Annotated in this window: 13 protein-coding genes; all 13 read right to left on the bottom strand. The window is 43.1% G+C overall.

Annotated elements, in window-relative coordinates; all coding sequences use genetic code 11:
• Window positions 1–23 precede the first annotated feature (23 nt).
• Window positions 24–1,118, bottom strand: a complete 1,095-nt coding sequence (wecB, locus tag BC349_RS03105) for a non-hydrolyzing UDP-N-acetylglucosamine 2-epimerase (RefSeq protein ID WP_187255272.1) — start codon at window positions 1,116–1,118, stop codon at window positions 24–26.
• Window positions 1,119–1,128: 10 nt separating this feature from the next.
• A complete protein-coding gene (locus tag BC349_RS03110; protein ID WP_187255273.1) occupies window positions 1,129–2,004 on the bottom strand; it encodes an aldo-keto reductase family protein in 876 nt (291 codons plus the stop codon).
• Window positions 2,005–2,009: 5 nt separating this feature from the next.
• Complete coding sequence (locus tag BC349_RS03115) at window positions 2,010–3,020, bottom strand: Gfo/Idh/MocA family protein (protein ID WP_187255274.1); 1,011 nt, start codon at window positions 3,018–3,020, stop codon at window positions 2,010–2,012.
• Window positions 3,020–4,045 carry a DUF354 domain-containing protein gene (locus tag BC349_RS03120; RefSeq protein WP_187255275.1) on the bottom strand — a complete coding sequence of 342 codons (1,026 nt, stop codon included), beginning with the start codon at window positions 4,043–4,045 and terminating at the stop codon, window positions 3,020–3,022. Before BC349_RS03120 ends, BC349_RS03115 begins: the two co-directional genes overlap by 1 nt.
• Window positions 4,046–4,048: 3 nt before the next feature.
• Window positions 4,049–4,987: an SGNH/GDSL hydrolase family protein gene (locus BC349_RS03125; RefSeq protein WP_187255276.1), complete on the bottom strand. Its 939-nt coding sequence runs from the start codon at window positions 4,985–4,987 to the stop codon at window positions 4,049–4,051.
• Window positions 4,988–5,017: 30 nt separating this feature from the next.
• The gene (locus BC349_RS03130; protein ID WP_187255277.1) at window positions 5,018–6,442 is read right to left on the bottom strand and encodes an MBOAT family O-acyltransferase; all 1,425 of its coding nucleotides are present in this window, start codon (window positions 6,440–6,442) and stop codon (window positions 5,018–5,020) included.
• 97 nt (window positions 6,443–6,539) lie between these two features.
• The gene (locus BC349_RS03135) at window positions 6,540–7,691 is read right to left on the bottom strand and encodes a glycosyltransferase family 4 protein (RefSeq protein WP_187255278.1); all 1,152 of its coding nucleotides are present in this window, start codon (window positions 7,689–7,691) and stop codon (window positions 6,540–6,542) included.
• A gap of 28 nt (window positions 7,692–7,719) precedes the next feature.
• Window positions 7,720–8,649 (bottom strand): hypothetical protein, encoded by a 930-nt coding sequence (locus BC349_RS03140; protein ID WP_187255279.1) that lies wholly within the window; start codon window positions 8,647–8,649, stop codon window positions 7,720–7,722.
• 14 nt (window positions 8,650–8,663) lie between these two features.
• A complete protein-coding gene (locus tag BC349_RS03145; protein WP_187255280.1) occupies window positions 8,664–10,088 on the bottom strand; it encodes an MBOAT family O-acyltransferase in 1,425 nt (474 codons plus the stop codon).
• A 19-nt stretch (window positions 10,089–10,107) separates the two neighbouring features.
• On the bottom strand, window positions 10,108–11,010 hold the full coding sequence (locus BC349_RS03150) for a glucosamine inositolphosphorylceramide transferase family protein (RefSeq protein ID WP_187255281.1): 903 nt from the start codon (window positions 11,008–11,010) through the stop codon (window positions 10,108–10,110).
• 14 nt (window positions 11,011–11,024) lie between these two features.
• Window positions 11,025–11,777: a peptidoglycan bridge formation glycyltransferase FemA/FemB family protein gene (locus BC349_RS03155; protein ID WP_187255282.1), complete on the bottom strand. Its 753-nt coding sequence runs from the start codon at window positions 11,775–11,777 to the stop codon at window positions 11,025–11,027.
• Window positions 11,764–12,864, bottom strand: coding sequence for a glycosyltransferase family 4 protein (locus tag BC349_RS03160; RefSeq protein WP_187255283.1), 1,101 nt, complete (start codon window positions 12,862–12,864; stop codon window positions 11,764–11,766). The genes BC349_RS03155 and BC349_RS03160 overlap by 14 nt, the downstream gene beginning before the upstream one ends.
• A gap of 18 nt (window positions 12,865–12,882) precedes the next feature.
• A complete protein-coding gene (locus tag BC349_RS03165) occupies window positions 12,883–14,085 on the bottom strand; it encodes a glycosyltransferase family 4 protein (RefSeq protein WP_187255284.1) in 1,203 nt (400 codons plus the stop codon).
• Window positions 14,086–14,093: the final 8 nt, after the last annotated feature.

Genomic DNA, 14,093 nt, shown 5'->3' on the forward strand with positions numbered 1-14,093 from the left:
TAAAGGCGTCCCGGACCGAATAATTATGAAATATAAAGGTCTTCCAGTTTACTAACAATTCTTTCTGCGGTTTTCCCATCCCAGAGTGGCGGAATCGCTCCTTTTTTCCAGTTACCCGACATGACTTTATCGAGGTAGGGAACCAGTTTGGCAGGATCTGTACCTACCAGTTCATTGGTACCCATGGTAATGGTTTCAGGCCTTTCAGTGGAATCGCGCATAGTCATGCAGGGTACTCCCAGGACTGTTGCTTCTTCGGTAATACCCCCGGAATCGGTGATGATGGCAAGGGCGTTTTTAACCATGTAAATAAACTCCAGGTATGGCATAGGTTCCGCCAGGACCAGTTTCGGGTTATTAAAACCGATGCCGTCCAGAATCTTTTTTGTTCTGGGGTGAACCGGGAACACCACGGGCAAATCGCCGGTGCATTGCATGATAGTTGACAGGAGATGGTCCAGGTTGGCAGGATCATCCACGTTGGCCGGGCGGTGCAGGGTAAGCAGGAAATATTTTCCGGACTGCAGGTTTTGGTCATCCCACAACGCGGGTTTCAACAACCTTTCCAGGTTGCCAATCAGGGAATCAATCATGGTATTACCCACAAAATGGATCCTTTCCTCCCCAACACCGGAATGGCGCAGGTGCTGGTTGGCCACTTCACTGGTAGTGAAAAAATGATCGGTTATGGAATCCGTAACGATCCGGTTGATTTCTTCGGGCATGGTCATATCCCCCGAACGGATGCCTGCTTCAACGTGTACGGCATCAATACATAATTTCTTGGCGGTAATGGTGCAGGCCATGGTGGATGTAACATCCCCCACCACCAAAATAAGGTTGGGTCTGTGTTCCATAAGTTCCTTTTCGAAACGAACCATGATGGCAGCTGTCTGCTCTGCCTGGGTTCCACCCCCTGCCTCAAGGTTGGCATGAGGCTCAGGAATGCCCAATTGGTCAAAGAAGTCAGCACTCATTTTTTTATCATAATGCTGTCCGGTATGAACCAGACGGTATTCGATGGCAGCGCCTAATGAGTTTCGTTTCTGGATCGCTTTGATAATCGGCGAAATCTTCATAAAGTTCGGGCGAGCCCCTGCAACTATCGTAATCTTCATTTTCTATGCTTTATATAGTTGGGCGAAATACTCCATCGTAATGATGGATAAGTGACGCGGTATCATTTATATTGGTTTTGGAAGAAGCCCCGAAAAGAATAGATTCGATATTAGGTAATCCGCAAACATATTCAATGGCTTCCCTGGGCGACACGGCCCCGCCGGCCAGCACCTGCATGGCAATGGCACGGAACTGACGGGTGCGAAGGGTTTCCTCATAAAGTTCCTTACCGCCAGACATCCTGAAACCTGCTTTGTTAATGGATGAGCAGATGATCGGATTTTGAATTCCGGCTGATTCGAGTACATCCAGCAGTTTCGGCATATTCATGGTAATAAAACCAGCCTCTGCATTGTATTTCTTCTGAACATAATGGTGGAATGCAACCAACACATCCTTCATACCCAGTCCCAGCAGCAGGTCGGTAATAACGTTCTGCAGGAAAATAACCGGTGTATTAATGCCCTTGAACATTTTCATCTCAGCATCGATCAGGAGTTCCATGATAGACAGGAAATCCTTGGACAAAAAGGCCACCCCTCCTTTAAACAGAGAACCAAAGAAATTGCCCGGAACATATTGTTTTATAGTACCGGTAATTCCCAGTTCAGTTACCGCATTGGCATATTTATGTGCATAAGGCATGCAGGGGTATATCTTGAAATCACGGTATTTATCAGGTTGGGAACGGATGACTTCGCAAATGTTGGCAATCCTGTCGTGTGTGGTACACATGAAAGTATTGATTCCTGCTTCCATGGCATAGTCCAGCGTGCGAATAATGGCAGCATCTTCCTTGAACCTGATAGACTGGGCCATTGATTTTTCATCCGAAATATGGTTGACAGCAAAAAACTGGTTGTCGCCGAATAAAATTCTTTCCATCTTTATCAAGGTTGAGCTTTTCTGATTAAGGATATGGCATTGTCTGTTTGGGCCGCGGACTCAAAAGAATTGAGCAGGTTGGGCACCTTGCCCTCTACTGCTTTTATAAAATGGTCCATCTGAGCAGAATATTCTTCTCCCCGCAGGTAGTAATCTACAGAAGGAGTCAGGTCGGTAACATATTTCACATTCCAGCCTCTTGAATATCCAGCAGGACAGGCCGCATCCTTGAAATATACTTTGAGTTCATTGGCATCGCTGACAATTTTCCCTTTCTTACCGTTAATAGTAACCGAAGTGGTCATTTTCCGGAAAGTATCATCACTCCAGTTAACTGAAAGGAGACCCGACACTCCATTTTGGAGTTGCATCATGGCGAATACGGCATCATCTACATTCCTGGAAAATACTGACTTCAGCATGCTTGCCTGAACAGATTGTACGGGTGATACCAGGTAGTTGACAAGGTCAATCACATGTGAGGCGTAATCCATCAGGCAGCCTCCTCCTTCTTCAGGATTCGACCTCCAGGTGTCACCTTTGGCCTTAACCACCACGGGTCCGTATGCCTGCCCCATAAAATGATAAATCTCGCCAATGGCGCCGGCTTCCAGCAGTTTCTTAACCTCGGTGAATGTGCCTACAAATTTATTGTGGTACCCTACCTGGTTAACCAGCTTTTTCTCCTTAGCCATCCGGATCAATTCCACCCCTTCCTCCGGTTTTAAACAGAATGGTTTTTCAACGAACACGTGAATTCCAAGTTGCAGTAATTCTGCCACCATGGAAGCATGAAACCTGGTAGGAACAGCCACTACAACAGCATCTGGTTTTGCCTGTGACAGCATTTTCTTATAATCCGTAAAACAGGGAAACGGGCTATACTTTTCCATTGCCTCAATTACCATTTTCGAGGTGTCACAGACCCCTACCACATTCACATCCGGATGGGCGCCCAGGATGGCAAGATGGGAGATGCCCATTTTTCCGGCTCCTATCAATCCTACATTTACCATTACTTACTGTATTTTAAGATTTCATTTATAAACATATCATATGCCTGCCTGCCTTTATCCATCAGCTGGAGATCAGGATCTTTATTCTCGAGTGATTCTATAAAGTACTGTACCTTTTTTGGTTCAATGTTTGGTTCGTGCAGCATCAATCCTTTTTCCAGAAGGAACTTGTCAACCTCCAGTAATTCATCCTGGTAAACCGAGATCGTTGGTATGCCAAGAATTGCCAGTTCCCTTGTCATGGAACCACCAGCACCAATGAACAATGTACATTCCCTGGCTATCTGGTCAAAATGCATCGGTTTTTCAGGCACCCTGATGGCCGAGAATTTTGACTGGCGATAATGTTCCAACTGGGTTTTATCCCTTGGCAGGATGGTAATTGAATACTTGTCCTGAAGGGCTTCCAGGGTACTGTCAAGGAAATTAAGCCCCCCCTTATAATATTGTGCGGTCAGTGGTTCCGGCCTTACGTAGATTGTTTTATTGTCGGGAGGATTTGCTTTCCTTGCCGCGTGGATCTCTGCACCTTTCTGCCAGAGATAAATTCCTTCTTTCACGCCGGGATATTGCCTGATCCGCTTCCTGGACCCGCCCTTTTTGACAATTTTCTCAACCGGCAGGTTTTCAGGGATCAGCACCAGGCTGGCAAACATGAAACAGGGTATATTACCCATCGCATGTTCATTATCGTTAGTATAGATGGATGGTATTCCCAGGAGTTTAGCCACCACCGGCGAATGAAAAGAACTTTGCGAAACGGCAAGATCGATATTTTTTTGCTTCAGGAATTTTTTCAATTGGAAGACCCTGATGGGATAGCCAAAGATCTTTTTGTACAGGTTTTTCCCATAGTGTTCTCCTATTACATGATGCTCCAGGTTTTTCTGCTTCAGTAGATCGATGGTATTGGCAAGCGGACGGCAGGTAATCAGTATCTCGTGCCCCCTTGATTCAAGGTCACGGATCATGTCGTGAAACATGTTGATATGGGGCGAATTCGAGAGGTCAAACCAGATTTTCATGGGTCAATTTTGATTCTTTAGCCTGTTTGCAATACTATCAGCTACCTGCCGGGAAAAAATATCAGCCCCCTTTGCATTCAGGTGTACATTGTCTGAATACAGTTTATTGTCTGACACAAATGGTTCCGTGCCAGAAAAATCCAGGAATGGAACACCTTGTTCCGATGCTATTTTCCGGGCGATACTTACAGAATAATTGTTGCCTATATTCTCAAGATAAGCCGGGGAAAAGACTACATATAAGTTGATGCCCTCCTTTTTACAGGTGGACATAATTTCTTCAAAAGTCTGCAATTTCAGTGAATCAAGCCCATACTCTATTCTTTCGGACCTCTTTTTCACTGAATCTGTCATCACTGCATCAATGGGAAGGTATCCTTTGATCTCCGGTTCCCTGACCTTATCGAAACCAAGGTTGCCATTGAGGACAGGCAAAATAAGGGAATTGTAGGGATATACTTTTGACACCAGTTTCACTGGTTCAAATGGGCTTCTCAGATTGATGAGTTCTTCTAACTCGGGATGAGTATCATGATAGGGCAGGAAAACTGAGAGCCGGTCGTAACTGTCCTGAACTGGTTTGAATTCATCGTAAAGTATATCCAGCACAACAACCTGGGGTTTATATCTCCTTAGCACCCCTTTGAGGATGCCGTAATGATAAAAGATATGGTTGCCCTTCTGGCCGGCATTGTATACAGTACGGTTCATTGCTACCTGCATGACATCCGGATTATAATGCCTGCTGGCCCGGGAAGATCCCAGTACGAGTACCTGTGCAGTTGTACTGTCCAGTGCATAGGTTGTTCTGTATAATGAACCGGAGTCCTGCCTGAAATAAAAATAACGCATAACCTGGCCGACTGCGAAGTCCACCAGGAAGACTGCAAGGAAAAACAGCAGTGTTCTTTTTACAAACCTGAAAATGTCCTGTTTTTCCATATTCGACCATTTAGAAATAAGATCCATTTATCAGAATTGAAAATATATGAACTGACCTCCATCGAAAACACCGATTAGAAGTATCAGCAGAATTAGAAAAATATAAGAGAGGTTTCTCAGGATCAGGCGGTCGCTCTTAAAAAACAATATCTGCCCTTTCAATTCCTGACGAAGCTCTATTCCGATTAATAATATAATTGCCAGTATACAATAAAGGAAAAGGAATGCATTACTCACAAAAACAGACCCGCCGGTTGTTATCATTTTTGTGATAATCAATGATGCGTCCTGAAAAGATGCTGCACGGAAAAATATCCATGAAAAACAAATCAGGGCAAAAGTCACCATTATATTTACACTCTTTACCAGGGGCGATGGGAGATTGATATTTTTTTGAAAGAAAGTATCGATATACCTGGCTCGTACAAGTGCAAAAACAAGATACAAGCCATTTAAAGCGCCCCAAATAATATAGGTCCAGTTTGCTCCATGCCACAAACCGCTGATCAGGAAAACAATAAACAGATTAAAATACCAGCGCGGAACGGAAACCCTGTTACCCCCCAAAGAGATATAGAGGTAATCCCTGAACCAGGTAGACAGGGATATATGCCACCTGCTCCAGAACTCTGATATGCTGGAAGAAAAATAAGGTCTTTTGAAATTGGTCATCAGGTCAAAGCCCATTACTTTGGCTGAACCAATAGCAATGTCGGAATAACCTGAAAAGTCACAGTAAATCTGGAATGCGAAAAATATGGTAGCAACGATTAAAGTTGGGCCATTATGATGTTCGGCGTTATTATAAATGGAATCAACATAAACAGCCAGCCTGTCGGCGATTACGAGTTTCTTAAAGAAGCCCCAAAGCATCAGCTGGAGGCCGGAAATGACCCTGGTGTATTCAAACTTATGCTCCTTATAGAACTGGAACAAAAGGTTCTGGGGCCTTTCAATCGGGCCGGCAACCAACTGGGGATAAAACATCACATACAATGAATAAATCCCGAAATGTCTTTCAGCTTTCTGATGGCCTCGGTACACTTCTATGGTATAACTCATTGCCTGGAAAGTGTGAAAGGACAATCCAATGGGCAACAGGATGTTTAGGTAGGGAATAGGATTTGACTGCCCAACTCCGTAAAGTAAGGCAGTAATGTTATCGTTGATGAAATTATAATATTTAAAAATGGCCAGGACCCCGATATTGGCAACCAGGGAAACAACCAGCCAGGATTTTCGCCTTTTCCCTGTGGAACCTTCAATCAGGATGCCCGCATAATAATCAATAACGATGGTAAATCCGAGGATGAGGATATAAACCGGCACAAAGGCCATATAGAAATAACAACTGCTGATCAGAAGTAACATCCATCTGTAACGGTGGTTCAGCAGGAAATATAATCCTGTGACTACAATAAAGAAGATGACAAATTCTATAGAATTAAAAAGCATGTTACTCCTTTGCGTTTTCTGTTTTTATCGTATAAATACGCTTTTTACATTGTTTTATTGTAAGAGGAATTACTTAGACACCCCTTAAAGCGACTATTTATCCGGACTGCCTGATTTTCTGGTAAAATTCCAGGGTTTTCCGGGCAACTCCCGATGCAAGATAAGTGACGCGAGCTTTTTCCCTGGCCGCTGCTCCAACTTTAAGTATTAGGTCCTGGTTATCATGCAACTGTGCAAGAATTTTATAAAGGTCATCCTCCGAGGACTCTGGGAAAACAAATCCATCTCGCCCATGATCGATCATTTCAGGAATACCTCCTACATCCGTCCCAACCACTACCCTTCCGGCCGCCATTGCCTCGGCAATAGCCATCGGCAGAGTTTCCTGCCTGGAAGGAATGGCCAGGATATCTATCTCTTCAAGTTTGCGGATTACTTCCGGCTGAGATAACCATCCGTTGAAATGAATATCCTTTTCAAGTCCGTTGTGCTGAATAAACTTTTCAACAGTTTGCCGGTATTCTTCATTCAGATACCCGCCAACCACTTCCAGCCGGAACAAAATATTGTTTTTTTTCAACCTGGCCATTGCCTGCAGGAGCAACAGGATATTTTTCCTGTCATACAAAATCCCAAGGTACAATATGGTGTTCTTTACGCCCTGTAATGCAGGCACTTCGAAGTAATCCATTTTTATGGCATTGGGGATGATTGCGTATTCGGCTTTCCCTCCCCACCAGCTGTTAAACAGTTGGTGGGAATACTGGGAAAGATGAACCACATGCCGGGGCAGGAGAATCCTTTCAAGGTACCCATTGTAAAGGCTCATCCATTTACGCCCCAATGTGGTAGATATTTTTGCCTCACCCAGCGCAATCCCATGCACTGTCAGCACCATTTTCCTCCGGTCAATTCTGCAAAGAGATGATAAAAGAAAAGCCCCCCCCAATTCAAAATGAATGATATCCGGCTGAAACTCCCTGACATACTTTTCAACCTGCCTGCTGCAATAAAAAAGATAATTGAGCGCATGGTAAGGCATCTTCCCTTCAGGGATAAAATAGATGTCAACAGTTTCTGACAGAGATTTAATTGTTAGTTCCTTAACCTCATTGGTAAAGGCCAGTAGCCTGACTGTTGCCTTTTCCTGGAGAAAACCGTTCAACAGGTTGATGGTCGCAGAATGTACACCACCCTTGATTTTTGTGGTATCTAACGGTAAGCCCGGAACAAGTATTAATATTTTCATACGCTTTGGGTAGGTAGGGTTGACCGGATCAGAATAGTATTTTTTTCAAACTATCCGAACAAACTTTTGAAAACTCCCTGGCAGCCTCTTCATTCAGGTGGTGGAAATCATCAAATTTGGACTGGTGGCCGGAGAACCGGGGGTCCTGTGAATAATCGAGGAATGGTATGGCTTCCTGGCTACAAATTTCATTAACACTGTCAATTGTGGCATCTTTCATTACATACTTGTCATAGTAGGGGGAACATACCACAGCAACGGGAATACCCTTTTCTTTAAAGGCCCTCAGGTATTGCCTGAAAGCATCTACCAGGAATGTATCCAGTTCATAAGCCGGTTCTGTTTCAATTGTTTTCATTGGGCGGTCAATGGACCTGAATAATGGGATGAAGCCGTTTATATTCGCAGATTTTGACTTGTCGCGCACCACATTCAATGCTATCACTGGAAATAAACTATTATAAGGATAAATTCGGGAAAAGAGTTTCACCCTTTCAAAACGGCTGCGCTGGTTTAAAATATCACGGATGCCATTGTTGTCCTCATAAAATGGCAACAAAGATGAAAGATAGTCGTACCCCCCCTCCTTGCGCTGGAACTCCTTCCTGCTTATATCTATAACAGCGAGTTTTGGTGTGTGACGGGCAAGTACGGATTTTGCCACAGAATAGCCATAAAGGATAAAGTTCCCGTCTCTGCCTGTATTATAAGCCGACATGTTGAATTCATCAGAAAATACGGAAGGAACATAGTGATGGCTTGCCCTTGATGACCCAAAAAAGAGGATATCTTCCCTGGATTTCTTCATCGAATATATTGTCTGGTAATCCAACCCGCTTTTCTGCCGGTAAAAAAAATACTTTAATACGGCCCCTGCTGCAAAATCAATGACCAGCAGGAGAAAAAACAGGATAAATAATTTTTTTAACAAGACCATTATAGAGGAATTGAATTTCATTGTATTCAGGTTTCTTAAAATTGGAAGTAAATAAACTGGCCGCCATCAAATACTCCCATTAATAAGATCATCAAAAGCAGGAAAATATAGGTTGAATAACGGATAACAGGGTTACGGTTATTCATGAAACTGAATGACCCCTTGAAATATTCCTGTTTGGCTTCAACAGCGAGTAACATAATTATGCTCAGCAGGCAGAAGAACATGGTAGGATATGTAGAATAAAGCGGCCCATCAAAACTTGCCATTTTTCGAATAATCAGGAAAGCATCAGACACATTGGATGCCCGGAAAAATATCCAGGAAAAGCAAATGAGTACAAATGTAAACAGGATATTGAAAGATTTGCCCGCTGCCCCTTTGGAACCAGGTATTTCAAGCTTGTACTTTGCAATGAACCGGTCGCGCATAATAGCAGCCACCAGGTAGAATCCATTCAGGGCTCCCCAGATGACATATGTCCAGTTTGCACCATGCCAGAGCCCGCTTATGAGGAAAACAATAAACAGGTTAAAATACATTCTGGGCACGGCAACCCTATTGCCGCCAAGTGATATATATAAGTAATCCTTGAACCAGGTTGACAGGGAAATATGCCAACGTTTCCAGAATTCTGAAATTGAGGAGGCAAAATAAGGCCGGTTGAAGTTTTTCATCAGGTCAAATCCCATAACCCTTGCAGCTCCGATGGCTATATCTGAATAACCTGAAAAATCGCAATAGATCTGGAATGCGAAAAAAACAGTTGCTACAATCAGGGTAATTCCGCTGTGGTTCTCGGGATAATTATAGGCTGCATCAACATAAGTTGCGAGTCTGTCTGCCACAACCAGCTTTTTAAAAAATCCCCAGAGCATCAGTTTAAGTCCACTGATCACCCTGTTAATTTCAAAACTATGTTTCGCATAAAACTGGAAAAGCAGGTTTTGCGGCCTTTCAATTGGGCCTGCAACCAGTTGGGGATAGAACATTACATACAGTGCATAGATACCAAAGTTTCTTTCGGCTTTCTGATGGCCCCTGTAAACTTCAATGGTATAACTCATCGCCTGGAAAGTATGAAAGGAAAGGCCGATGGGCAAAAGGATCGACAAATAAGGTACCGGATTTTCCTTACCAGCCTGGCCTAATAAAAATGTCAGGTTGTCGTTCAGGAAATTATAGTACTTGAAAACTGCCAGCACTCCTATGTTGGCTATCAGGCTTACGATAAGCCAGGACTTCCGTTTTTTTCCTTCCGATTGTTCAATGAGAATGCCTGCATAATAATCAATCACAATCGTAAACCCTAGAATCAGAATATATACCGGCACGAAAGCCATGTAAAAATAACAACTGGCCGCCAGCAGCAGGAACCACCTGTATTTATGCTCCAACGCAAAATACAGAGAAGTTACTATTATAAAGAAAATTACGAATTCAATAGAATTAAACAGCATGGGGTTTCATTGTTTCACTTTACTTAAATCTTTTGGTAACCATGTGCATACTTTTTTCAATCGGTGCCAGTATTCTGCGTAAACCATCCACTAACACATACCCGTTTGAAAAATTAATGGTATGGATTCCAAAATCATATTTGGAGTCTTTTTTTGGTAAAACTTCCATGTAATCGGTTTCTGAATATTCCTGTTCATTTATACAGCCGATCTTTTTAATAACCATCGCACCACCATAATACCGGGAGCAATCCTGGGCAGGCCGGTATAAGTTACCATCCACTTCAAAAATATTTCCTGCCGGCCTTGAACCTTTTAAACCGGTGACAATCGGGTTGCCGGGATGTTCGGTATAAGGTCCTAGCAAATTATCCGCATAAAAAAGACATAACTGACTATTTGCATAGGGGGCGGCTTTTGTTGCGAACAACCAGTATTTTCCGTCTTTCCTGATAATGGTAGGATCAATATAAGGCTGCTCCAGCAGGTTTTGCACGAACCGTGTCTCCTGTCTCTCCATATCGAATAAGTAGCAGGGTACTGTTCCACCCGCACCAGATTCTGGAATCATATAGGTTTGCCCACCATCCTGTATCAAAAATGGATAGGAAAGATGGGTTCCTGTATCCAGGATAACCTTGATATCCGGATTCTTAAAATCCCGTTGAATCCTGATCTGCGACAACAATCCGTAATCAAATTCAGGCCTGAAATCTTCTGCGAGTATGGATATTGTTCCATCCTCACCAACAGCCGCAAAAAAAGGATCAGCCAGGAATCTCATTTCTTTTCCCAGGTCAAGCCATTGAATACCAAAATCGGATCTTTTTTCCCGGATAAATTCCTCCGGGGTAAGAGTTCCAATACCGATACTCCACTGCTTATAATAGAGCTTATCTAATAATTTCTCAATAAAATTCATAACCACATAAAAAATTACTCACTCGTTTCACTGGTTAACTTAAAAATGCGGGAAAGTTTTCTTAACAGCACATATCCATAACTGTAAAAATTATCGCAATCAACCACCTTGCCACCAAAACCAAGCTTAAAATCATTGATGCCCTTTAGTTCCGGATTGTCGCTATCCATTGCAATTCCGCCAAAATCATAAATTTCATAACCTTGACGCTTGAACTCCAGCATATCTTTATAATGCAGTAATTTATTTGCCTTGCCAACCCTGTTTCTCTCAACTGAATCCTCCAGTCTTCGGGTGGCTGAATGGAAAGCCCTGACGATTTTCAGATCATTATCTACAATATAACTATGAGCTGCCAGTACCACGCCATTATAAGATGCAAAGCTTAACCTGAGATGCCTTTTCATTTCTGTCAATCTCTCAGGGGTAACCGTATGTATTTTTTTGTTCCGGGCAAACTGGTTGAAAAATTCAGCAAAAAAGCCAATTTCATCATCTTTAAAATAGCAGGTTACACCTTCCTCTTCTGCCTGCCGAATCTGTTGTCGGTAGGATTTCAAAAAAGCAGCATGAAGAGTTTCCTCTGCTTGCGTCAAGTCAATTTCCAGTGTCCGCGAAATTTCTTTCTGACCGATGATTTGTTTTCCACCGGATTCCTTTACATGGTAATAAACATTTGGCAGTAGGTGGTCAATTGCCGACTGACTTGCTGAAAACCACGAAACCCCAACCGGGATTGCCATGTACTTCACTTTATAACTCGCCATAGATCTTTACTAATTTCTTATTTTGATGATTGGGTAAACTATTATAAATCTTATTCAATTCATTCTCTACTATGAAATAATTAAATCCCTGTTCAATACGATTCTTTCCCAATTTTGCCAGTTCCGTGCGTGCTGACTCATTCTCAAGCAGCCCGACGATAGCATCTGCCAATGGATCCACCTCACGTGCCGGAACAATAACACCTGCCGGTGGATTTCCAAGCAGGAATTCATTTCCACCAACCGAAGTGCAAATTACCGGAAGACCAGCCATCATACTTTCCAGTATGGAAATGGACTGCCCTTCTCCATAAGATGGTGACACCATAACTGTTGCTTCCCCCAGCAATTCAGTTTTTTCTTCCCCGCTGATCCACCCAAGGAATTGGAAATGGTCTTCCAGCCCCAATTGCCGGACCTCTGCCCGCATCAGATCTTCCTGGCCTGTTCCGGCTACCCAAACCATCACTCCCGGTATGGATTTCCTGACCAGCCCAATAGCCCTGACCAGTTCAAAAATCCCTTTTTCCCGGGTAATCCGGCCAATAAAAAGCAGCGTATTCTCTTTCCTTTTTGCCTGACCAACCGGCTTTGTGATAACAGGGTTCGGAAAAATACAACTCCGCTCCATCAAACCAAATTCAGTTACCAGTTCCATCATCGGAGCTGATAATACCAGAATTTTCGAAGCTTTCCTAAAAACATAACGTATAAATGCTTTAGAAAATATACCTGATCCAAAATAAAAACCAGGAAAAGAGGAACTGTGGAGGTGAATGATGACCGGAATCCGGAACAAAGCAGCCAAAACGATGAATACCGACTTTCGCCAGAAACTGGCCTGGGAACTCATATGAACATGGACCATTCTCCAGGATCGGATGTGGCGCAGGAAAAACATTAATGAAAGAAAAAACAGCCTGAATTTCCCCCATTTATTCCCGTCCTCCATGGATGCCAGGAAATGGATATTGGCCCGTGCAAAATAATCCATAGTGAAATATGTTTCAATTACACTGGCCACCCCCCCCTTACTTTTGAATGAGGGGCCGATCCACAAGCCTGTTCCTTTACTGATAGTTTTCATAACACTACGCCTCAATTTTCACGCTACATTATTTACCCAATCGGCCTTTCCCTGAAAAATAAATCCGGCAATTTTCTCACCAAGTACCAGGTTGTCAAAATTTTCTTTCCCGGTCAAATATGCTCTTTTACTGATCTCTTCAGTTAACTCCGGATGGTCGAAGGCCTCTTTCATCTTTTCGGCGAAGGCAGTGACCTCATACCTGTCTGCTATATATGCATTATATCCATTTTTAAAATATGACCTTACCTCACCAAAATCTGTCGTAACAATTGCCCTGGCAGCGGCACAATATTCGCCCAGTTTATGCGGAAATCTTGCTATATCCTGCTGGGTATTACGAAGTGGGATAAGCAATGCATAACTATTTCGGTACAGGTCAACAAGTTCCTGGTACGGTAAAGCAGAAAACAATTTGATCTGGCTGGAATTGGGAGAGTCCTTTATAATTTTCCTGAGTTTATTCATCTGTTGTTCAGGTCCATTGCAAACAAGGTAGAGTTCTGCCTGGTTTACTTGCGACTGTTCATATGACCTGATAACAAATTCAATTATTTCCAGGTAATTGGCACTGGCACAATAAAGGAAGTAGGGTGAACATGTCTTCAGCGGGCCTTCAAATTTGCTGAAATCAACAATAGCCGGAATTTTTAAAAGTTGCTTATGCAGATACCTTTTTCTCACCATGTCATGCAGGAAATCACTAATAACAATGACCCTGTTTGCCAACCCGGCAGAATACTTATCGTACAATCCTTCATCCAACTTTTTTAAGATTCCCTTTGGGATATCCATGGAAGCGTTGTACTCAACTGTATCTATTATGACAGGTAAACCAGCCAGGCTGCCCAAAATACGATACCAGAGCACCTCTGAAAACTTGAGGGTCGTAACCAATAAAGCATGGACATTAGCCTTTCTCTTTTGTCCGAAAATAAACCCTGCCTCCCGGAATAAGCCCAGCAGTTTTTCCCAGTTTCTTCGAAGGAATGAGTCAGGCCGGAAAGCAGAACCAGAAGTATAGACATAGTCAATATTTTCAAACTTCCCGGTCGCGGGCAGGTTTTGTTTTCCTGCCTCGTGAACACCCTTCCTGCAAATTACAGTTACATGGCAACCTGCATGAATCAGCCCGCGTGAAATCTGCTTCTGCCGTTCAACCTGGGCTAATCCGATTGGGAAGCCACTGTACCCGACGTAAAAAACACTGTTTCTGTTCATTTCCTTCA

Origin of the sequence: Flavihumibacter stibioxidans (assembly GCF_014332695.1) — a bacterium.
GTDB classification, from domain to species: Bacteria; Bacteroidota; Bacteroidia; order Chitinophagales; family Chitinophagaceae; genus Flavihumibacter; species Flavihumibacter stibioxidans.